At 63.1% G+C, this 19,999-nt stretch carries 17 protein-coding genes; 7 read left to right on the forward strand and 10 right to left on the reverse strand.

All coding sequences use genetic code 11. The features are described 5' to 3' along the window. Positions 1 to 93: 93 nt before the first annotated feature. A complete protein-coding gene (gene erpA, locus E0H22_RS15060; protein WP_233021821.1) occupies positions 94 to 441 on the forward strand; it encodes an iron-sulfur cluster insertion protein ErpA in 348 nt (115 codons plus the stop codon). 9 nt (positions 442 to 450) lie between these two features. On the opposite strand, the gene E0H22_RS15065 is transcribed toward erpA, so the two are convergent. After that, positions 451 to 1,686 carry an FAD-dependent oxidoreductase gene (locus tag E0H22_RS15065; RefSeq protein WP_233021822.1) on the reverse strand — a complete coding sequence of 412 codons (1,236 nt, stop codon included), beginning with the start codon at positions 1,684 to 1,686 and terminating at the stop codon, positions 451 to 453. A gap of 220 nt (positions 1,687 to 1,906) precedes the next feature. Here E0H22_RS15065 and E0H22_RS15070 point away from each other — a divergent pair, with 220 nt between their 5' ends. After that, entirely contained in the window at positions 1,907 to 2,959 is a 1,053-nt protein-coding gene (locus tag E0H22_RS15070) for a Rieske 2Fe-2S domain-containing protein (RefSeq protein WP_233021823.1), read from the forward strand. On the opposite strand, the gene E0H22_RS15075 is transcribed toward E0H22_RS15070, so the two are convergent. Then, a complete protein-coding gene (locus E0H22_RS15075) occupies positions 2,960 to 3,334 on the reverse strand; it encodes a nuclear transport factor 2 family protein (protein WP_233021824.1) in 375 nt (124 codons plus the stop codon). It lies immediately after the preceding gene. Continuing rightward, positions 3,331 to 4,827 (reverse strand): caspase family protein, encoded by a 1,497-nt coding sequence (locus E0H22_RS15080; protein WP_233021825.1) that lies wholly within the window; start codon positions 4,825 to 4,827, stop codon positions 3,331 to 3,333. The genes E0H22_RS15075 and E0H22_RS15080 overlap by 4 nt, the downstream gene beginning before the upstream one ends. Before the next feature lie 230 nt (positions 4,828 to 5,057). On the opposite strand from E0H22_RS15080, the gene E0H22_RS15085 reads away from it, so the two are divergent. After that, a complete protein-coding gene (locus E0H22_RS15085; RefSeq protein WP_233021826.1) occupies positions 5,058 to 5,384 on the forward strand; it encodes a hypothetical protein in 327 nt (108 codons plus the stop codon). Between the two features lie 22 nt (positions 5,385 to 5,406). Here the strand turns inward: E0H22_RS15085 and E0H22_RS15090 are convergent, their stop codons facing one another. Continuing rightward, entirely contained in the window at positions 5,407 to 7,224 is a 1,818-nt protein-coding gene (locus tag E0H22_RS15090) for a winged helix-turn-helix domain-containing tetratricopeptide repeat protein (RefSeq protein WP_233021827.1), read from the reverse strand. Positions 7,225 to 7,544: 320 nt separating this feature from the next. Here E0H22_RS15090 and E0H22_RS15095 point away from each other — a divergent pair, with 320 nt between their 5' ends. The 4 genes from E0H22_RS15095 (at position 7,545) to E0H22_RS15110 (ending at position 15,408) form a co-directional block, all read left to right on the forward strand. Continuing rightward, a complete protein-coding gene (locus E0H22_RS15095) occupies positions 7,545 to 11,909 on the forward strand; it encodes an autotransporter-associated beta strand repeat-containing protein (RefSeq protein ID WP_233021828.1) in 4,365 nt (1,454 codons plus the stop codon). 226 nt (positions 11,910 to 12,135) lie between these two features. Next, entirely contained in the window at positions 12,136 to 12,408 is a 273-nt protein-coding gene (locus E0H22_RS15100) for a hypothetical protein (RefSeq protein ID WP_233021829.1), read from the forward strand. Between the two features lie 280 nt (positions 12,409 to 12,688). Next, positions 12,689 to 14,221, forward strand: a complete 1,533-nt coding sequence (locus tag E0H22_RS15105) for a DEAD/DEAH box helicase (protein WP_233021830.1) — start codon at positions 12,689 to 12,691, stop codon at positions 14,219 to 14,221. Positions 14,222 to 14,340: 119 nt separating this feature from the next. Continuing rightward, complete coding sequence (locus E0H22_RS15110) at positions 14,341 to 15,408, forward strand: GGDEF domain-containing protein (RefSeq protein ID WP_233021831.1); 1,068 nt, start codon at positions 14,341 to 14,343, stop codon at positions 15,406 to 15,408. A 150-nt stretch (positions 15,409 to 15,558) separates the two neighbouring features. On the opposite strand, the gene E0H22_RS15115 is transcribed toward E0H22_RS15110, so the two are convergent. The 6 genes from E0H22_RS15115 to sufD all read right to left on the reverse strand — a co-directional run bounded on the left by E0H22_RS15115 (position 15,559) and on the right by sufD (position 19,993). Next, complete coding sequence (locus tag E0H22_RS15115) at positions 15,559 to 16,008, reverse strand: TfoX/Sxy family protein (protein WP_233021832.1); 450 nt, start codon at positions 16,006 to 16,008, stop codon at positions 15,559 to 15,561. A 117-nt stretch (positions 16,009 to 16,125) separates the two neighbouring features. Then, on the reverse strand, positions 16,126 to 16,521 hold the full coding sequence (locus E0H22_RS15120; RefSeq protein WP_233021833.1) for a HesB/IscA family protein: 396 nt from the start codon (positions 16,519 to 16,521) through the stop codon (positions 16,126 to 16,128). Positions 16,522 to 16,639: 118 nt separating this feature from the next. Beyond that, positions 16,640 to 17,053 (reverse strand): VOC family protein, encoded by a 414-nt coding sequence (locus tag E0H22_RS15125; RefSeq protein WP_233021834.1) that lies wholly within the window; start codon positions 17,051 to 17,053, stop codon positions 16,640 to 16,642. Between the two features lie 8 nt (positions 17,054 to 17,061). After that, positions 17,062 to 17,433 carry an SUF system Fe-S cluster assembly protein gene (locus tag E0H22_RS15130; protein WP_233021835.1) on the reverse strand — a complete coding sequence of 124 codons (372 nt, stop codon included), beginning with the start codon at positions 17,431 to 17,433 and terminating at the stop codon, positions 17,062 to 17,064. After that, the gene (locus tag E0H22_RS15135) at positions 17,430 to 18,677 is read right to left on the reverse strand and encodes a cysteine desulfurase (protein WP_233021836.1); all 1,248 of its coding nucleotides are present in this window, start codon (positions 18,675 to 18,677) and stop codon (positions 17,430 to 17,432) included. Before E0H22_RS15135 ends, E0H22_RS15130 begins: the two co-directional genes overlap by 4 nt. Continuing rightward, positions 18,674 to 19,993: a Fe-S cluster assembly protein SufD gene (sufD, locus tag E0H22_RS15140; RefSeq protein ID WP_233021837.1), complete on the reverse strand. Its 1,320-nt coding sequence runs from the start codon at positions 19,991 to 19,993 to the stop codon at positions 18,674 to 18,676. The genes E0H22_RS15135 and sufD overlap by 4 nt, the downstream gene beginning before the upstream one ends. Positions 19,994 to 19,999 lie beyond the last annotated feature (6 nt).

The raw sequence follows: 19,999 nt of genomic DNA on the forward strand, positions 1-19,999 counted from the left end.
TATCCTTGATCCAATTGATTCCGGGGACTGTCGCACTTAACTATGGGGAGCAGGAGATTCAAAGGGTTCGAATCCCTCCGGCGGAGCCACATGATGACCGAGACTGCCACGACCGAAGCCCCCCTCACCGTCAGCGCCAGCGCCGCGCGCCGGATCGGCGAAATCCTAAAGGCTGAAGGTGACGGCGCGATGCTGCGCGTTTCCGTCGAAGGCGGCGGCTGCTCGGGCTTTCAGTACAAATTCGACGTCGAGCGCGCGAAGGCCGAAGATGACGTGGTGATCGAGCGCGACGCCGCAGTCGTGCTGGTCGATCCGGCCTCGGCGCCGTTCCTTGCGGGTTCCGAACTCGATTTCGTGGACGACCTGATCGGCGCCTCGTTCCGGGTCGTCAATCCAAATGCCACTGCGTCCTGCGGCTGCGGGACCAGCTTTTCGATTTAAAGCTTCGCCTCATCCGCCGTACGGCCCAACCTCCGGCGACCGGACATGCTCGGGTCGCACGCCAATGGCGAGGATGCGTGCCGTCAGTCCCTGCAGCCACGGAATCACGTTGACCATGCGCATCACCAACGGCGGGGTCAGGGGCTGACCGCCGGGCGCCAGCGCACGGCTGATGATGTTGTTCTGCATCACCACCTGGATCGCCTGGGTCACACGCATCGGGAATTCCCGACGCTGGCGCACGGCATCGAGATCGTCTTCGCTCACCGGCCCCCTTCCGAGCTTCGCCGCCAGCAGATTGGCGGTCGCAACCGCATCCTGCACGGCGATGTTCACGCCGACGCCTCCGACCGGTGACATTGCGTGGGCGGCATCGCCAATGCACAGCAAACCTGGCAGGTGCCACCGCTTCAGCCGATTGATAGCGACAGTGAGCAGCTTGACGTCATCCCAACTCTTCACCTCGTCGATATGCGCGGCCAGGATCGGAGCCAACCGCGATACTTCCGAGCGGAAGGCCTCGATGCCCCTGCCCTTGACCTCGTCGAAATGGTTTTTGGCGATCACATAGGCGCATTGCCAGTAGTCGCCACGATCGATGGTCACCATCATCTTGCCGGGCTCGAGCCGCGCGAACACGCTCTCTGTCTCCTGCCCCTTGGCGATACGAAACCAGAGAATGTCCATCGGCGCCGCAATGTCTTCGACCTCGAGCTTCGCAGCCTGGCGCACGACCGAATGCCGGCCGTCGCAGGCCACAATGAGATCGGCACGGATTTCGATCGGTCCCTGCTCCGTCGTCGCCTTGACGCCGCTCACCTGCGCACCTGACCAGATGAGATCCGTGACCTCGGTCTTCATCATCACCTTGAGATGCGGAAAGCGCTGCCCCTTGTCGCGCAAGAAATTGAGAAAGTCCCATTGCGGCATGAAGGCGATGAAGGGGTATTTAGCCGGCGTGCGGGTGATATCGACAATGCGCAGTTTGTGCTGACCGAAGTAACCATCCATCTTCGCGATGCGATCGTGCTTGATCTTGAGGAAGTCGTCGATCAGGCCCAGTTCATCCATCACCTGCAGCGTCGAGGGGTGCACGGTGTCGCCGCGAAAGTCGCGGAAGAAATCAGCATGTTTTTCCAGCACGATGGTGTCGACGCCGGCGCGGCCGAGCAGATAACCGAGCATCATGCCGGCAGGCCCGCCGCCGACGATGCAGCAACGTGTCGCCAAACGTCCGGTTTCCATCACGCCAGCCATCTCCTCGTTTCGCGCCGAGCGGCAAGTTGAAGGAGCACCAATTCCACGTCAACAAGGCACCGCCTGGATTTCGATGCGGCGGCGATATTCAGCTCGATAACGCTGCAACATGGGCCCAAAATTGTTTCTTCACATGCCCGTCGTTATCTCTAAGAATACGCTGTCCTCGTCGATCCGATCCAATCACCTCCCATCAGGACAGGCGTGAATGATCAATTCGGCCACTAGATCGGTCGCACCGCAGCGACTTGGTTTTCCCAGAGACCTGAGCTTCGATGCCCAGGACTGGACCGTGCTCTCCCGCTACTGGTACCCGGTCGCGCGCAGCGACGAACTCGGCGACAAGCCGATGCAGGCCACGCTGCTGGATGTCGATCTGGTGGTCTATCGCGCCGCCGGCCGCGTCATCGCCGCCCGCAATCTGTGCGTCCATCGCGGCACCCAGTTGAGCCTCGGCTGGGTGGAACATGATACGATTGTCTGCCCTTATCACGGCTTTCGTTATGGCCCCGACGGGCGCTGTCGGTCGGTTCCGGCGCATCCGGACATCCCGATCTCCGACAAGCTTCGCATCACCGTCCTGCCCACTGTCGAGCGTTATGGATTGATCTGGACCACGCTGAACGGCGAGAAGGACACGCTGCCGGTCTTTGAGGCCTGGGACGATCCCGACTTTCAGCCGATCATGGCGCCCACCATCGACATCAATAGTTCCTGCGGACGCCAGATGGAGGGCTTCCTCGACGTCGCGCATTTCGCATGGGCGCATGTCGAGTCATTCGGCGACCGCGACAATCCCGTCGTTCCCAGCTATCAACTGAAACGGACATCTTTCGGCATCCGCGCCAACTATCTGAGCACGGTGAGCAACTATCCGAAGGGTCTTCGGCATCTGGCGCCCGAAGGTTTTGAATGGCTGCGGGTGTTCGATGTGTTTCCGCCGTTCTGTGCCCGGCTGACCGTCCACTTCCCCGGCTCGGACCGGCTCTGCATCCTTAACGCGCCGTCGCCCGTCTCGGCGAGAAAGACCCGCCTGTTTTGTCCGCTGGCGCGCAACTTCAACAAGGACGGTCCGCTCGACGAGGTGCTGGCCTTCAATCTGCAGATCTTCAACGAAGACCGCGTGATCGTTGAATCGCAAAAGCCGGAAGATCTACCGCTGGACATGCAGATGGAAACGCACATCCCTGCAGACCGCACATCGATCGCCTATCGAAAACTGCTGAAATCGATCGGTCTGGGATCGCACTACACGAGTTGATCAAGCCGCCGGAAGCGACGTGCTCTGGAAGGTCAGCATCTGCCAGCCTGTGCCGCGACGGATCCAGACCACCGTGGTGCGGCCATTCAGTTTCTTCAATTGTCCGGCGATCATCACCTCGCCCGTCATGCGGCCGATGACGAGCGCGGCATCGCCGACGATCCGAATGTCCTGATCGAGAAAATTCAGCGCGCGATAGTCGTAATATCCTGCAGCCAGACGTTCGAGATAGAGCGCCTTGCGCTCGGTCACCGCATTCGAATGGGTGTAACTGAGATCGTCGACGAACATCTCCTCGAGTGCCGCAATGTCAGCGGCAAGCATCGCCTTGCGGCGACGCTCTTCGAGATCCGCAATCGCATCACGATCGCTCATTTCCGGAACGTCCTGATCTCCGACACGCTGCCGTCGCGGAACTGCAATTCCACCGACACCGAGCGCGCGCCACCCGGCACTTTCATGTAGATGGGCGCGTTACTCGGCACCGCCATCGGATCGCGCTGGTTGCACGGCGGCAGTTTGAGCACCTGATCCGGCACCGACGTGTCGAAGCCAAGCTTCACCTCGCGGATCGCGCAACGATACGAAATCAGGTGCGTGTAATAGAGCAAACCGTTGGAGCCGCCGAATTCCAGCCAATTCGAGGCGGTCATGTCCAGAATCTTCCTCTGGTCGCGCACCAATGCCGCTTCCGGATCGAAGCGGATCGGGAACGGTCCCTGCATCTCGCCGGTGGCATCGATGTAACGCACCTGCAGCGTGGTCGCCGGCTCGTCCGCATTGAGCTGGATGGACGGATTCGGCAGGCGCTTGCGCGTACGCGGATCGAGCGTATCCATGAAGCCGGTCTCACGGAAATCGCCGCTGTCGCCCTTGCGCCACGAAATGCCAAGCGCAGGATCGGCGATGGAGAACACCACGGTCCAGCCACCATTGTGGCGCGAGAAGCTCGCTATCGGCGCATTCGGATTGTCCGGCGCCGGAAGCGGCGATGTGTTCACCGGCGGCAGCGCCGCGACCTTCGGAAGCTGCGATGTCGGAATGGTGCTGGCCTGCACGGCGTCGGCCTTGAGCGGCGCCTGGCCGTTGAGGAAGACGTCGTCCACCATCTGGTCGAAATAGACGGGCACCTGGCGGTGTTTCACCGTCTCGGCGAGTTCGCTGACGGTGCGACGGGTGCGCTGGGCGATCTGCACGAGATTGAGCGAGGGCTCCTGCAGCTCCTTGATAAAGGTGCGGGTGAACACCGAGTTTGGATCGGTGTCGTTGTTGGACAGGCGATCGAGTGCGGTCTGGCGCGGCCCCGCAGAGAAGATCGAGAACACGCCTTCCGGCAACTGCGTCATCGGCGCAAGGCCGCCGGAGCCGTTCAACGCGCGCACGCCGCTGCGCTCGAACGGATTGTTGCGGCAGGCGTCGAAGACAAGAATGGCGCTGCGCACGCCCTTGTTCTGCAGACGATCGACGATGCGATCGGCGAGCACGGCGCTGTCGCGCACGAGCTCTTCCTGCCCTGCCGTCGCAGCGGGAATATCGGTGGGAAGCAAATAGTTCTGCCCAGTAATTTCAAAACCGTGGCCGGCGAAGAAAAAGAAAGCCGTGTCGCCCTTGTCGAGCGACGTCTCGAAGGCCAGCAGCGCCTGGCTGAATCCCTGTCGCGTCTGATTTTCGGCGACCATCACCTCGAAGCCGAGCTTCTTCAGCACCTCGCCCATGGCGCGGGCATCGTTGACCGCCTTCTGCAGTTTCGTAACGTTGCGATAGTTGTCGTTGCCGACCACGAGAGCGACGCGCTTCGCAGCCCACGCCGGCAGTGCGACGAATGTCGCGCTCATCAGCACACCTATGGTGAGTACGAGCTGTCTCATCGTCGCATTCATGCCTGCATTCCCATTTGCAGCGGCGCTCGCCGCGCGATTGTCTGCCTTGGTCGGAACCAAAATGCGACCGGTTCAATCCGGGATGTAACCGGATCGAGGCAATTTGTCTTGCATCGCCAGATAGATCAACCAAGCCTGCGGCATGGCGCAATTGCCACAAAATGTTCCGCAATCTTCTATAATCGAAGCCGATTGCGCATGATGCTCAGGAGAACTGCGTGAAATTTCTCGTGCTCGCAACCGCTTTGCTCGCCCCCACCCTCGCATTCGCTCAGAACGCAGCAACGGCGCCCACCCAAGCTCCCGCTGCAGCTCCCGTGCCCCGCGCGGCAAAACCTGCAGCAGCAGCTCCGAAACATGCGGCGAAGCCGGCACCGGCCTCCCCCGAGACGCTGGAGATCACACAGGTGATCGGGCTCCGGCAGATCGATCCGGCGACTTACGAGATCGATGTCCGTCTGCAGAACGGCCGCGCGGCCCAGCTGCGGGCCAATGCCTTTGTAATGCAGAATCTCGGCCAGCTGCTCGGCACTTACGGTAAGTAAGCGGGCGCGAAGTCGCCGCGGTTCAGCGCCGCGGCAAGCCAGCTTCGACAAGAATGTCCAGCGTCCGTGCGCTCGCTTCGAGGTAAACCGGACTGGTATTGGCAGTCGGAGGGCTGATATTGTCCGCCGTCGCGCCCGGCCGAAGCGCCAGCCCCTTGGCGAGCATCGCCTGTGCTTCGGTATGGCGCCCTAGCCGCTGCAGGGCAGCCACCAGCATGAAATGCGTGCGCCCCGTGCCCTGGGTCACGGCAAGCGAACGCTCGAGCCACGTCACAGCCTCTTCGTAACGCTCCAGACAAACCAGCGCGAAGCCGGCGCCGAGCATCCATGTCCAGCGCGATACCGTCGGCGTGTCATATTGATCGGCGAGCTTGAAATTCGCCACCGCTTCCTCGAAGCGGCCAAGGAATATCTGGTTGAGACCGAGGTGATAGATGGCGAGACCGTTCCAGGGATCGAACGACAGCACCCGCGCACATGCGACGAGGCTGTCGACGAAACGATTGGTGGCACTGAGCAGACGGCAATAACTTTCCAGCACCGGCACATAGGTCGGCTTGATGCGAAGCACGCGCTCCATCAGCTCCTGCGCGCTCTGCCTGACGCCCTCGCGCTCTTCCGGCTTGTACCAGACCATCTGGATGCCGCGCAGCTGCAGCGCCGCCAGCGCCGCCTGCGCATCGATATTGTCAGGATATTCCGCGAGCGCCTTACGCAGCATCGTCTCAGCCGCATGAAACCGCTCCGGCGTCGTGTTAACGATGGAGGCTGTCGCCTGCTCCACCGCGACCTTGGCGCTGCCGGGTGCGCCCTTCGAGCCTGGCATTGCATCGTTGAGGATCGCATTGATGCGCACCGCCAGCGGATGTCCGACGGCGGCAGCCAGCCGCGACTGCTGGATATCGCGATCGACATCGCCGCCGGCGACGGCGAGATCGGCGCTCCAGGCGATTTCGCCGCTCGACGTTCGCTCCAGACGCGCGCGCAGCAGCCAGTTCTGGTCTTCTTTCAGGAGTTCCGTATTGACGACGTAATCGGCCGCCGCCCCTCGCCCCGACGACGGTTCCAGCGATGCGCGCGCAGTGACCTGCCCGGGTGCGACAACACGGATATTCTCGATCCGCGCAAGACCGGAGCTGAGACGCTCGGTGACACCCACAGCCATCGCGCGCACATCCGCATCGCCGATGGTCGTGACCACGGGCATCACGGCAACGGACGGACGGACCTGCCGCGCCGTCGTTTGCCTGCCGAGCATCGGCAGCACGGCGCCAGCCGCGACAAGCAGAATGGCGGCGCAAGCGACGGCGACAGTGCGCCAGCTGGCGCGCGTCCGGTTCGCTGACGGCAGATGCGGGACGAATCGGTTCGGCAAGCGGCCGTCGCTAACGACCTGATCCGCGAGTACGGTCTTTCCATCGCGATCCGCCGGCATGAGGTCGCGGATGCCCTGGGCCGGTTTGCCGGCTGCGTCTGGCGCGTCCGTCCTCGCCGCGATCCCTGGCCCGGGAGCGTCCGGCCTGATCTGTTCCGTCGCGGCGATCGTGACATCGGCTTCGAACAGATAGCCGCGACCGGAAACGTTGCGGACGATCTGGCGCTGGCTGTCGCCAAGCGCCGCACGAATCTCGCGGATGCACTGGAAGAGACTGTCCTCGCCGACATGCAAGCCCGGCCAGAATCGCTCCATCAATTCCTGTTTGGTGAGCAGGCGGCCGGTGTTGCCGGCAAAGAATGCCAGCATGTCGAATGTCTTCGGGCGCAACCGGATGAGCTCGCCGCCCGGCCCGCGCAATTCGGCGCGCTGCAAATCGATCTGAAAGCCGGCGAAACGCAGCACTTAACTCCCCCAAACACATCGGCAAGACATCAGGAAGCTCTGCCACAAACCTTCAAACGAGAGTAGCAGAGCGCGCCAAAACTGAAAATATCAGAAAATTTTCAGAATGCGCACAGCCAGTTCCGGGCGAAATTCAGGACCCTGCGCCTCTGGCGTGGCAAGGAGGTCTGATCAACGGGGCGGGAATTCGGTTGCGGGGCATCGGTAGAGCAGGTCTGAAGCGGTTGGCATCCTGGCCTGACCGTCGGTTCTGGAGGACGGGCCATCTCGCAACGCGCGCGACGGACGCTGCCCGGTCACATGGCGGGTCATCGGCCCTGTTGTTCGGAATCGCGGCCATTACCGCTACCGCCGGCACCATGCTGACCGGCGAGGCCCACGGACAGACGGTCTTTCTCCCCGGCCAGGTGGTCCAGACGATCGATACTGCGACCGGGCAATATTCCACCGTTCCGCAAGCGGTGGACCCGGTCAACCGCCGGCTAGCTGTCAGCAATGATCAATCCCTGCTCTACGCGGGAGGTGCCGGCAACACCATCTCGGTGATCAACTCAGCCACGGGGGAGATCGTTGCCTCGATTGCCGGTATCACGCCGAACATTCTGTGGCTGAGTCCCGACGGAACACGCCTTTACGCGACGGATCCCAACACAGGTAACCTGTCGGTGATCAGCACCGCTACCAACCACGTCATCTCGACGACGCCGCTTGGCTTCTACCCTTATGACTTCGCCGTGACGGCCGACGGTGCACACCTCTACATCCCGGCAGCACTCGGTAATTCGATTGCAGTCGTTGATACCGCTACAGGAGCCGTCACAGCGACGATAACCGTCGCCAATCGCCCCCAGTCGGTTGCATTCAGCCCGGACGGCACCCGCGCCTATGTAAGCAGCGTGGGAGGGGAAGTTTCAGTCATCGACACCACGACAAATACGGTCCTCACAACCATAGCTGTCGGCGGACAACCCGCTGGCCTCCTCGTCAGCCCTGACGGACTGAGAATCTATCTGGCCAGCCAGGCCGATCGCAAGGTTTATGTCATAGATACGGCCAGCAACACCGTTATCACGACGATAAGTGTCGGTGCCTTTCCGAGTGGATTGGTTTATTCAGCGGATGGCAGCCGCATCTATGTGGCGAACTACGTCGATCGAACCGTTTCGGTCATCGACGCAATCACCAACAGCGTAATCGGCACGATCGGTTTGTCTACTTTCAGCTTTTTTGCCAGCGTCTGTGCCAATGGCAATGCGCTGCTCGCAAGCGGCCGCACCTTCACGGCCAATTCGTCGGCTGCGTTGAGTTGTACGCTGGGGGCGGGCGTGAGCGGCCCGGTGTTCACCGGCGGCACGATGCTGTTCGCGGGGGCCGGCATCAGCAGTTCGCTGCCCATCGACCTACAAGCGGGCGGCGGCACCTTCAACACTGCCGGCAACAATGCGACACTGTCAGGCACGATCAGCGGAATCGGCGGCCTGACCAAGACTGGCGACGGCACCCTGACGCTGTCCGGCACCAACAGCTATCACGGCGGCACCAATCTCAATGGCGGCGTGCTCAGCGTCTCATCCGATAGCAATCTCGGCGATGCATCCGGCGCGCTGAGCTTTAACGGCGGCATCCTGCGCATCACCGGCACGACGTTCACCTCGACGCCGCGCACGATCAACTGGGGCGCGAACGGCGGCGGCTTCGACATCGCCGATGCCGCAAACACATTTACAGTGTCCCAGAATCTGACCGGCAGCGGTGGCCTGACCAAGCTCGGCGCGGGCACATTGGTTCTGGCTGGGAGCAACACCTATTCCGGTGCGACCGTCATCTCGGCAGGCACGCTCGCCGGCGGTGTCTTTTCGCTCAGCGCGAACAGCGCTCACACCATCGCTGCGGGCGCGACACTCGATCTCGCGGGCAACTGGCAGAATATCGGCTCGCTGTCCGGTGCCGGCACCGTAACCAATTCCGGCGGCACCGATGCCAGCCTGATCACCGGGACCGACAACACGAGCGCGACGTTCTCGGGTGTCATCCAGGACGGCGCCTCGCGCACCCGGGTCAAGATCGATGGCACCGGTATCACCACCTTCACCGGCACGAACACCTATACGGGCGGCACGGCGATCTGCTTCTGCTCCACGCTGCAACTCGGCAGTGGCGGCACCACCGGCTCGATCGTCGGCGATGTCACCAATAGCGGAACGCTGATCTTCAACCGCTCTAACAGCTATACATTTGCCGGCGTAATTTCCGACGGTTTCCCCGGTCAGGGCAAAGTGGTGCTGAACGGTACGGGCGAGACCATCTTCACCGGCAGCAACACCTATAGCGGCGCGACGACGATCAATGCCGGCACCCTACAGATCGGCGATGGCGGCACCAGCGGTTCGGTGGCCGGCAATATCGTCAACAACGCTGCGCTCATCTTCAATCGCTCAGACGATTCCACCTATGGTGGCGTCATCAGCGGCAGCGGTACGGTGGAGAAGCGCGGTGCCGGCGCGCTGACCCTTGCAGGTGCCAACACCTATACCGGCGCGACCACGATCACCGCAGGCACGCTTGAGATTCAGGACAGCTTCGCGTCGCCCACCATCGTCAATAACGGCACGCTGATCTATTCCACCGCCGCCAATGCCGGCACGGCGTCGATCACCAATAACGGTCAGCTGACGTTCTTCGGCCAAACGACAGCTGGCAGCGCGGTCATTGCCAACAGTGGCACTATCCTGTTCGACGGCAACTCCACCGCCGGGAATGCGCAACTGACCAACAACGCGCCTGGTGCGGTGGTCAACTTCTTTACCTCGGGCCCGGCCAGCGACGCCAGGATCAGCGCCGCCTCCATTGCCGGCGGCGGCCGCTTCGATCTCAACAGTAGCGAACTGACCGTCGGCGGCAACAATTTGTCGACCACTGTCACCGGCGTGTTGACCGGCGATGGCTTCGTCACCGGGCAATCGCTGGTCAAGACCGGCACCGGCACTCTGACGCTCGCTGGCATCAACACCTATACCGGCGCGACCACGGTCAATGCCGGCACGCTTAGCGTGGACGGTTCGATCGCATCGTCCTCGCTCACCACGGTGAATGCAGGCGCCACACTGGGCGGCACCGGCACGGTAGGCAACACGCTCATCAATGGCGGCACGCTGGCGCCCGGCAATTCCATCGGCACGCTGACCGTGCAGGGCAATCTCGCCTTCACCTCGGCCGCGCGCTACATGATCGAAGTCTCGCCTGCCAGTGCCGACCGCACCAATGTCGCCGGCACTGCGACGCTTGGCGGCGCGGCGGTGAATGCGAGCTTCGCGCCGGGAAGCTATGTCGCGAAGAAGTACACGATCCTCAATGCGACGGGCGGTCTCGGCGGCTCCACCTTCAGCTCTTTCGTCGCCACCAATCTGCCGGACGGTTTCAAGTCGTCGCTCAGCTATGACAACACCAATGCCTATCTCGATCTCGAACTGATCTTCGTTCGCCCGGCCACAGCAGGCGCCGGCGGCAATCAGCAAAGCGTCGGCAATGCACTGGTGAATTCCTTCAACAGCAATGGTGGCATCCCGCTGGTCTATGGCGGCCTCACGGCGAACGGCCTCACCCAGGTCTCCGGCGAGACGACGACGGGATCGCAGCAGACCGGCATCAACGCCATGACTCAGTTCATGGGCATGATGATGGACCCATCCGCCGCAGGCCGCAGCGATGCGCCGCCGGCTGCTTCAAACTTCGCAGCCACCGATGCCATGGCCTATGCGCCGGAGACGCGGGGCAAAGCGCCGCGCGACGCCGATGCCGCGATCACCAAGGCGATGCCCCGCGCGGCGAGCTTCGAACAGCGCTGGAGCGTCTGGTCGGCCGGCTTCGGCGGATCGCAGACCACCGACGGCAATGCCGCCGCGGGCAGCAACAGCGCGACCTCGCGCATCTACGGCGCCGCAGCCGGCGCCGATGTGTGGCTGTCGCCGACCACGCTGGCGGGCATCTCCATGGCCGGCGGCGCCACCAGCTTCTCCGTTGCACAAGGCGGCACCGGGCAGTCCGATCTCGTCCAGGTCGGCGGCTTCGTTCGCCACGGCATCGGCTCAGCCTATCTCAGCGCGGCCTTCGCCTATGGCTGGCAGGACATCACGACCGAACGTCTCGTCACCGTCGCCGGCGTCGACCGCCTGCGCGCGCGCTTCACCGCCAACAGCTATGCCGGACGCATCGAACTCGGCAGCCGCAGCACCCTCGCGTGGCTGGACGGCATCGGCATCGCGCCCTATGCCGCTGCTCAGGTGACGGCCATCGACCTGCCCGCTTATGCCGAAAGCGCCGTTGCTGGCAGCAACGCCTTCGCACTCAGCTATGCAGGCAAGACCGTCACCGCGCCGCGCACTGAACTCGGCCTGCGCGCCGACAAGGCCTTCGCACTCGATGGCGCGCTGCTGACCCTGCGCGGCCGTGCCGCCTGGGCGCATGACTTCAACACCGACCGGGCCGCATCGGCGACCTTCCAGGCACTTCCGGGCGCGAGCTTCGTCGTCAACGGCGCCGCCGCCGCGCGCGATGCGGCGCTGACATCAGCTTCGGCCGAAGTCGCATGGCGTAACGGCTTCGCCCTCGCCGCGACCTTCGAGGGCGAGTTCTCCGACACCACGCGCAGCTACGCCGGCAAGGGCATGGTGCGCTACGCTTGGTGACAGGCGCGAGGCATGAGCTACGCCATCGCGCGTCTGCCTGAAAACATCGGCAAAAATTCAGAACCTCCGCAGAGGAAATCCGGATGATTTCAGGACGGGCCTGTCGCGTGCATGAGACATATCGCCAACTTCATCACTGAGACAGGATGGGTTGGAATGGGTGCATAGGAGCGTGCGAGGCGCTGCGACGCGCCGCATGGCTCGCCCCGGGGGACTTTGTCGTCACATGACCAACATTCCCACATCCCTTCGCATTGCCATCAGCTTCATCGTCGCGCTCTGGATCGTCGGCCTCACCGCCCTCGCCGTCGGCGCTCCCGGGGAAATCGTGGTGGCGACGGCGGCCCTCGGCACTGTGGGCGCAATGGTCGAATGGAGCAGCCATCGACCGGATCGGCGGCCCGTCGCGCCGCCGGATGAGGCGCCTGACGATTGCCCGGCGGCTGTGCAAATGCGGTATGAGGCCGAGCCGCAAGGCGAATTTCGCCGGAAACATTAAGCCTTTTGGGCAGTTCCAGGCCCATCTCGCATTGACTTTGGGCGATTCCAGCCTATGTTCCGCCTCGAAGCGGCCCGGTATCGAAACGCGATATCTTGAGTAAGCCGCCTGTCAGCGCCCAGCGATCCCCGTGCATGTTTGCGTGCCGCTCCGGGGGTGGGCGTGATGGTTTTTCCGAGAATCCTAGCGGCGGTTTCGACCAGAGGCATGATCTCGATACGGCATCGAATGAGCGATATCCCGTTACTCGATAGCATCATGGCCCCATAACAGAGGCTCAATGTCCTTTTCCAATCTCGGCCTGTCCGACAAGGTTCTCGCCGCCGTCACGGCCGCTGGCTACACCACCCCCACCCCCATTCAGGAACAGGCGATTCCCCATGTTCTGGCACGCAAGGACGTGCTCGGCATCGCCCAGACCGGCACCGGCAAGACCGCAGCCTTCGTGCTGCCGATGCTCACTTTGCTCGAAAAGGGCCGCGCCCGGGCCCGCATGCCGCGCACGCTGATTCTCGAGCCGACTCGCGAACTCGCCGCACAGGTGAAGGAGCAGTTCGACAAATACGGCGCCGGCCAGAAGCTCAACGTCGCGCTGCTGATCGGCGGCGTCTCGTTCGGCGACCAGGACATGAAGCTGACCCGCGGCGTCGACGTCCTCATCGCCACCCCGGGCCGCCTGCTCGACCACACCGAGCGCGGCGGTCTCCTGCTCACCGGCGTCGAACTGCTGGTGATCGACGAAGCCGACCGCATGCTCGATATGGGTTTCATCCCGGACATCGAGCGCATCTGCAAGCTGGTGCCGTTCACCCGCCAGACGCTGTTCCTCACGGCCACCATGCCGCCGGAAATCCGCCGCATCACCGAGACCTTCCTGCACAATCCGGTGAAGATCGAGGTCGCCAAGCCGGCGACCGCCGCCGCCACCATCACCCAGTCCCAGGTTGCCGTCTCCCGCAACGACTGGCAGAAGCGCGAAGTGCTCCGCACCTTGCTGCGCGAGGCCGAAGACCTCAAGAATGCGATCATCTTCTGCAACCGCAAGCGCGAGGTCGCGCAGCTCGCCAAATCCCTGCAGAAGCACGGCTTCGCTGTCGGCGCCCTCCATGGCGACATGGAGCAGTCCGCCCGCCTGGCCGCGCTGGATCAGTTCCGCAAGGGCGAGCTGCCGCTCCTCGTCGCTTCCGACGTCGCTGCCCGCGGTCTCGACATTCCCGCGGTGAGCCACGTCTTCAATTTCGATATCCCGCATCACTCCGACGACTACGTCCACCGTATCGGCCGCACCGGCCGCGCCGGCCGCAGCGGCACTGCGATCTCGCTGGTGTCGCCGTCGGACCAGAAGTCCATCCAGGCGGTCGAGAAGCTGATCGGCCAGAGCATCGCCAAGCACGAAAGCGCCGCCCTCGACGCCCTGCCGGCCGAGGACGAGAGCGAAGCCGCGGAAGCGCCGCGCTCGAACCGCCGCCGCAGCGGCAATCGCGAAGCCAATGAGGATGGTGGCCGCGGCCGCCGCGACGGTCGCCGTGGCGAGCGTTCGGCCCGTCCGGAGCGCGAAGCCCGCGCGCCGGAGTCCCGTTCGCCGACAAGCGAAGCCCCGCGCGAGCGCAAACCGCGCCGCGACCGCGATCGTCGCCCAAGCGAGGATCGCGGCAGTGGCCCGCAGCCCGCGGTCGCCTCTTATGGCACCTCGCAACCGCCCTCCATCGGACGTCCGCAGGCGCCGCGTCCGCGCCGCGAGGAGGACTTCGAGCCGGGCGACCACTCGCATCTGCCGGCCTTCCTGCTGCGCCCCGTCCGGGCACGCGCGTAGGTAGCATTTTCAGCACGCGTTTACCTGCGATTCACACACGCCCCCTAGTGTCACCAGATATTTTGTGACATTTCGCAAGTGAGGGCGGCGCAATGCAGCGCCGCTTGGGGACACATGACGTGACCGCAAGCCTCGACGATCTTGAACGCACATTGGCCTTCGCCGACATCGCGCTCGGGCAGATCCGCTCGCTGCGCCAGCCCGCGATCCCGCGCAATTACGAGATCTGGTACGTCTATGCGACCGGCTACAATCCGGCGCTCAACAAGGTGATCAACGAGACGCTGGCGCGCAACGGTCGCCTCAGCGACGCCGATCTCGACCAGATCCACGACACCTATCTTTCCCAGGCGCGTGTCACCGATCGCATCGATCAGGTCGGCGCCCGCGTCATCGGCGAGATCGACGACGTGATGACGCTGATCAACGATGCGCTCAATATGACCGTCGATTTCAATACGAGTCTGGCCGGGGTCGGCAAGCAGCTCGCGGTCGCCCGCGATCCCGGCGCCATCAAGGCTGTGATCGAAAGCCTGGTGAAATCCACACGCGAGGCGCACGACACCAACAAGGCGCTCGAAGAGCGCCTGCTGTTCTCGCGCGGCGAAGTCAGCGTGTTGCAGCAGAGTCTCGAAGCCATCCGTGCCGAAAGCCTGACCGATCCCCTCACCGCGCTCGGCAATCGCAAATATTTCGACCGCGCACTGATGGCCGCGATCGAGATCGCGCAAGAACGCGGCGAGCCGCTGTCGCTGCTGATGCTCGACATCGATCACTTCAAGTCGTTCAACGACAATTACGGTCATCTCACCGGCGACCAGGTTCTGCGTCTTGTCGGCATGTCGCTGAAGCAGACCATCAAGGGTCAGGACATCACCGCCCGCTACGGCGGCGAGGAATTCGCCGTGGTGCTGCCGAACACGCCGCTACGCCAGGCATTGACAGTGGCCGATCACATCCGCCGCGCCGTGATGTCGAAGGAGCTGAAGAAGAAATCGACCGGCGAGATTCTCGGCCGCGTCACCATCTCCATCGGCGTCTCCATGCTGGCGAGCAGCGACGACATGGATTCGCTCATCGGCCGCGCCGACGCCTGCCTTTACGCAGCCAAGCGCAACGGCCGCAACCGCGTGATCTGCGAAGTCGATCCGGAATATCAGAACGAGATCACGTTCCAGGTGGCGTAGCCTCAATCCGTCCCTCATGGTGAGGAACGTGCGCCCCCTCATGGTGGGGAGCGGCCGCAGGCCGCGTCTCGAACCACGAGCTGGCCTGGCTGCGAGCATACCGCCATCCTTCGAGACGCCGCTGCGCGGCTCCTCAGGATGCGGACGGAGTTACTTGGCTTTCTTCGTTTTCTTCTTGGCTTTAGCCGGAGGCTTCGCGACCTTCTGTCCCGCTGCAGGTTTTCGCTTGGAAGTCTTCTTGGCGCCTTTCTTCTTTGCTGCTTTCTTCTTGCTGGTCTTCGCCAGCGCCGCCCGTATCGCCGCGGCATGCGCCGTGCGCGCCCACCCCGTCACTTCGTCGGGATCGTCATAGAGCCGCTCTGGCAAGCGCCAATAGGACGCGATCATCCGCAGCTTGCCCTTCATCTCATACTGAAAGCACTGCGAGCCCTCGCTCTCGAAACGCGGAATCGAGTTCTCGTCGGCGCGCAGATAGATCGCCCCGCGCAGCACCAGTGCGAAATTGATGCCGTCAGCGGAAACGCCGAAGCCGGAAAACATCCGGCGAATGGTCACCGGCCCGAAGCCGGCGAACAGTTCGGAGAGGAAGTCGCGGTCCATGGGGGGAGTGTAACATGGAACGCCGCCGTAGGGCGGATTAGCCGAAGGCGTAATCCGCCGGCCGAGAACATGTGGCGAAGAACGGCGGATTACGCTTCGCTAATCCGCCCTACGTGTTCAATCCACCTTCGCCGGCTGCAATTGCACGGACTCGCCGCAGCCGCATGCGCTGATCTGGTTCGGGTTGTTGAACACGAACTGCGCCTGCATCTTGTCGGTCTTGTAGTCCATCTCGGTGCCGAGCAGGAACAGCACGGCCTTGGGATCGACCAGGATCTTGACGCCCTTGTCCTCGACGACCTCGTCGGTCGGCTTCACGTCATGGGCATATTCGACGGTGTAGGACTGGCCGGCGCAGCCGCCGTTCTTGATGCCGACCCGCAAGCCGATGATCTCGGAATCCGCGCGCCTGGTCAGCTCCAGCACACGCGCCGCCGCGGCGTCCGTCAGGCGCATCACCTGCGGCCGCGGACGCGGCTTGGGCTTGGAGACCTCCTGCACGGGGATATTCATGAAACCCATCTCCTCTCGCCGTGCACCGGCGATCATCATGCGTCTAAATTAATCACGAAATTCCTGCTGTGAAGGCCTCACACGGGAATTCCGCTTCCATCATTCGACCATTCCCCGGTTAGTAGACCGTCCACACACCCGGTGTCAGCAACTCCAGCAGATGCTGGTCGGGATCGCGAAAGTAGATGCTACGTCCGCCGCGGGGCCAATCGGTCCTGCCCTCGATCGCGATGTCATGCGCGCTGAGCCGCTCCTCCCAAGCCGGCAAGTCATCAGCCGCGATGGCAAAGCCCACATGAACCGGGCCGTTGCCGTCGTGTGGCGGAATGGTGCCGCCCGGCAGACGAACCGTCTCCAGCGTGGAGCCCCGATGAAACAGCAGCAACACATTGCGGCCACCGATATCATAAGCAACAAATCGCGTATCACTGGTGAGCGGCACAAGTCCCAGCACGCCCTGGTAGAATCCCCGTGCGCGATCGAGGTCATCGACATAGAGTGCTGTCTCGATAACCCCGTTCAGCTTCGGCACGACAGCCTTCACCACATATTGAGCACGAGGCGGGCCTCGTCGCTCATCCGGTCCGGCGTCCAGGTCGGCTCCCAGACGATATTGACCTTGACGATGCCGGCGCCCGGCACGCTGGCCACGGCATTCTCGACCATGGTCGGCAGCTCCTCCGCCGCCGGGCAGTTCGGCGTCGTCAGCGTCATGTCGATGTCGATGCCGCGATCGTCCTTGATATCGACCTTGTAGATCAGGCCGAGTTCATAGATGTCGGCCGGGATTTCCGGATCGAACACAGTCTTCAGTGCGGCGACGATCTCCGTGCCCATGCGCTCGGTTTCAGCCGGATCCAGCGCGGAGACGGTCTGCATGTCCGGCGTCTTCGCCTCTGCGGTGTCACTCATGCGAAAAGCTCCCGTGCCTTGATCAACGCCTGCGCGAGATGATCGATTTCTTCGCGGGTATTATACAGTCCGAACGATGCGCGACAGGTGGCCGTGACATTGAATCGTTCCAGAAGCGGCATCACGCAATGGGTGCCGGCACGCACCGCAATGCCCTGGCGGTCGATCACCGTCGCCACGTCATGGGCATGGGCGCCCTTGAGCTCGAACGAAATGACCGGCCCCTTGTCCTTCGCCGAGCCGAAGATGCGCAGCGAATTGATTTCGCGCAGCTTGCCTTCCGCATAGGTCAGAAGGTCATGCTCATGCGCGGCGATACGTTCGCGGCCGATCGAGTTCACATAATCGATGGCCGCGCCGAGGCCGATCGCCTCGACGATCATCGGCGTCCCCGCTTCGAACTTGTGCGGGGGGTCTCCATAGGTCACCCAATCGCGCGAGACCTCGCGGATCATCTCGCCGCCGCCGGCATAGGGCCGCATGGCGACGAGCCGGTCATACTTGCCATAGAGGACGCCGATGCCCGTCGGGCCGTACAGCTTGTGGCCGGTGAAGACGTAGAAGTCGCAATCGATGTCCTGCACGTCCACCGTGCCATGCACCGCAGCCTGGCTGCCGTCCACCAGCACCGGAATGCCGCGCGCGTGCGCGATCGCAGTCACTTCCTTCACCGGCACGCGGGTGCCGAGCGCATTCGACATCTGCGTGATGGCAACGATCTTGGTGCGATCGGTCAGCAGCTTCTCGAATTCGCCGATGAGGAAATTGCCCTCGTCGTCGACCGGCGCCCACTTGATCACAGCGCCCTGTCGCTCGCGCAAAAAGTGCCATGGCACGATGTTCGAATGGTGCTCCATGATGGAGACCACGATCTCGTCGCCTTCCTGGATGTTCTCGCCACCGAAGGCTGCTGCCACAGTGTTGAGCGCATCGGTGGCGTTGCGTGTGAAGATGATCTCTTCCGGACGCCTCGCATTGAGATAGTGCTGAACCTTGATGCGCGCGCCCTCATAGGCTTCGGTGGCGGCATTGGCCAGGTAATGCAGTCCGCGATGCACGTTGGCATATTCGGACTTGTAGGCTTCCGTCATGCGATCGAGTACGGCATTCGGCTTCTGCGCCGAGGCCGCGTTGTCGAGATAGACCAGCGGCTTGCCATAGACCTGCATCGCCAGCGCCGGGAAATCCTTGCGGATCAGCTCGACGTCATAGGAGCCGTTGATCACCGCTGGATGGTCACTCATGCACGCGTCCCCAGCCAGCGTTCGGCGGCGCCGATGGCGACGTCCCGCAGGTCGTCATTGACGATGGATTCCAGCGCTTCACCCACGAAAGCCTGGATCAGCAGCGCCTGCGCTTCCTTCTCGGGAAGGCCGCGGGCACGCAAATAGAACAGCAGGCTGTCATCCAGCGCGCCGACCGTAGCACCATGACCGCACTGTACATCGTCGGCGAAGATTTCGAGTTCGGGCTTGTTGTCGATCTCGGCATCATCCGAGAGCAACAGCGCACGCGACATCATCTTGCCATCGGTCTGCTGGGCGATCTGATGCACGTTGATCTTGCCCTGAAACACCGAATGCGCGCGCTCGTCGAGCACGGCACGGAAGTTTTCTCGGCTCAGACACCCCGGCGTGGCGTGGTCGATGACGAAGGTGCAATCGCCATGCTGCTGCCCACGCAGCAGATGAATGCTGTTGGTAGAGAGCTCGCTGCCCTCGCCCGCCAGCGTGATAAAACTCTGATAGCGGCTGACGGCGCCACCAGTGGTCAGGCTGAAGGTGTTGAACTTCGTCCGCGCGCCAACAGTGACGATGGCGCTGGCGATGCTGGCGGCATCGATGGCGTCTTCCATCACCCGTACATGCTGCAAGTCGCTGTCATCGCCGACCCAGATCACGGTCGTATCGTGAACCTGATAGGCCTTGGCGGCCTCGGTGGCGACGAAGGTCTCGACCAGCGTGGCCTTGGCCTTGTGGCCGATCTGGACCAGCGAACGCGTGAAGGATGCCGCATGGGGCCTGGTCGCCACATGCACGATCTGCAGCGGCTTCGTCAGCTCGGTGCCATCGGCAACGCCGATCACCAGGCCATCGGTCGCGAAGGCCGCATTGAGCGACAACATCACGTCATTGACCTTGCTCAGCAGCAGATCGGCGCGGGCGGGGTTCGCCTCGTTCGCCAGCACGGCGCTGAGCAGATGCACAGTGACGCCGTTCTCGGTCGCGAGATCGGAGAGGTCGGCGGCGAACACGCCATCGACCAGCACCAGCTTCTGCGTATCGCCATCCTTCAGCGCTGCCACGGCCGCACGCGCCTCGGCCAGCGTGGCCGCATCCGGCGCGGCAGCGAGCGGCGCGACATCGCCGAGCAGACGGCGCAGGTCCGTATACTTCCATTCCTCGACGCGGCGGGTCGGCAGGCCGCCGACAGTAAACGCATCGAAGGCACGCTGGCGCGTCTCGGTGACGGACCCGGTGCCAGGCAGACGACCGCGCGCAGCGGCAAAGGTGCCGTCCAGCGTCGCGCCCGTCGTGGTCTTTGCTACAGCTACATTCATGACGAT

Source organism: Rhodopseudomonas boonkerdii (assembly GCF_021184025.1).
GTDB classification, from domain to species: Bacteria; Pseudomonadota; Alphaproteobacteria; order Rhizobiales; family Xanthobacteraceae; genus Tardiphaga; species Tardiphaga boonkerdii.

Excerpts from the sequence above, each read along its gene's own strand:
- erpA (WP_233021821.1), top strand. The coding sequence starts at position 94 with ATGACCGAGACTGCCACGACCGAAGCCCCCCTCACCGTCAGCGCCAGC.
- E0H22_RS15065 (WP_233021822.1), bottom strand. The coding sequence starts at position 1,686 with ATGGAAACCGGACGTTTGGCGACACGTTGCTGCATCGTCGGCGGCGGG.
- E0H22_RS15070 (WP_233021823.1), top strand. The coding sequence starts at position 1,907 with ATGATCAATTCGGCCACTAGATCGGTCGCACCGCAGCGACTTGGTTTT.
- E0H22_RS15075 (WP_233021824.1), bottom strand. The coding sequence starts at position 3,334 with ATGAGCGATCGTGATGCGATTGCGGATCTCGAAGAGCGTCGCCGCAAG.
- E0H22_RS15080 (WP_233021825.1), bottom strand. The coding sequence starts at position 4,827 with ATGAGACAGCTCGTACTCACCATAGGTGTGCTGATGAGCGCGACATTC.
- E0H22_RS15100 (WP_233021829.1), top strand. The coding sequence starts at position 12,136 with ATGACCAACATTCCCACATCCCTTCGCATTGCCATCAGCTTCATCGTC.
- E0H22_RS15105 (WP_233021830.1), top strand. The coding sequence starts at position 12,689 with ATGTCCTTTTCCAATCTCGGCCTGTCCGACAAGGTTCTCGCCGCCGTC.
- E0H22_RS15115 (WP_233021832.1), bottom strand. The coding sequence starts at position 16,008 with ATGGACCGCGACTTCCTCTCCGAACTGTTCGCCGGCTTCGGGCCGGTG.
- E0H22_RS15120 (WP_233021833.1), bottom strand. The coding sequence starts at position 16,521 with ATGAATATCCCCGTGCAGGAGGTCTCCAAGCCCAAGCCGCGTCCGCGG.
- E0H22_RS15130 (WP_233021835.1), bottom strand. The coding sequence starts at position 17,433 with ATGAGTGACACCGCAGAGGCGAAGACGCCGGACATGCAGACCGTCTCC.
- E0H22_RS15135 (WP_233021836.1), bottom strand. The coding sequence starts at position 18,677 with ATGAGTGACCATCCAGCGGTGATCAACGGCTCCTATGACGTCGAGCTG.
- sufD (WP_233021837.1), bottom strand. The coding sequence starts at position 19,993 with ATGAATGTAGCTGTAGCAAAGACCACGACGGGCGCGACGCTGGACGGC.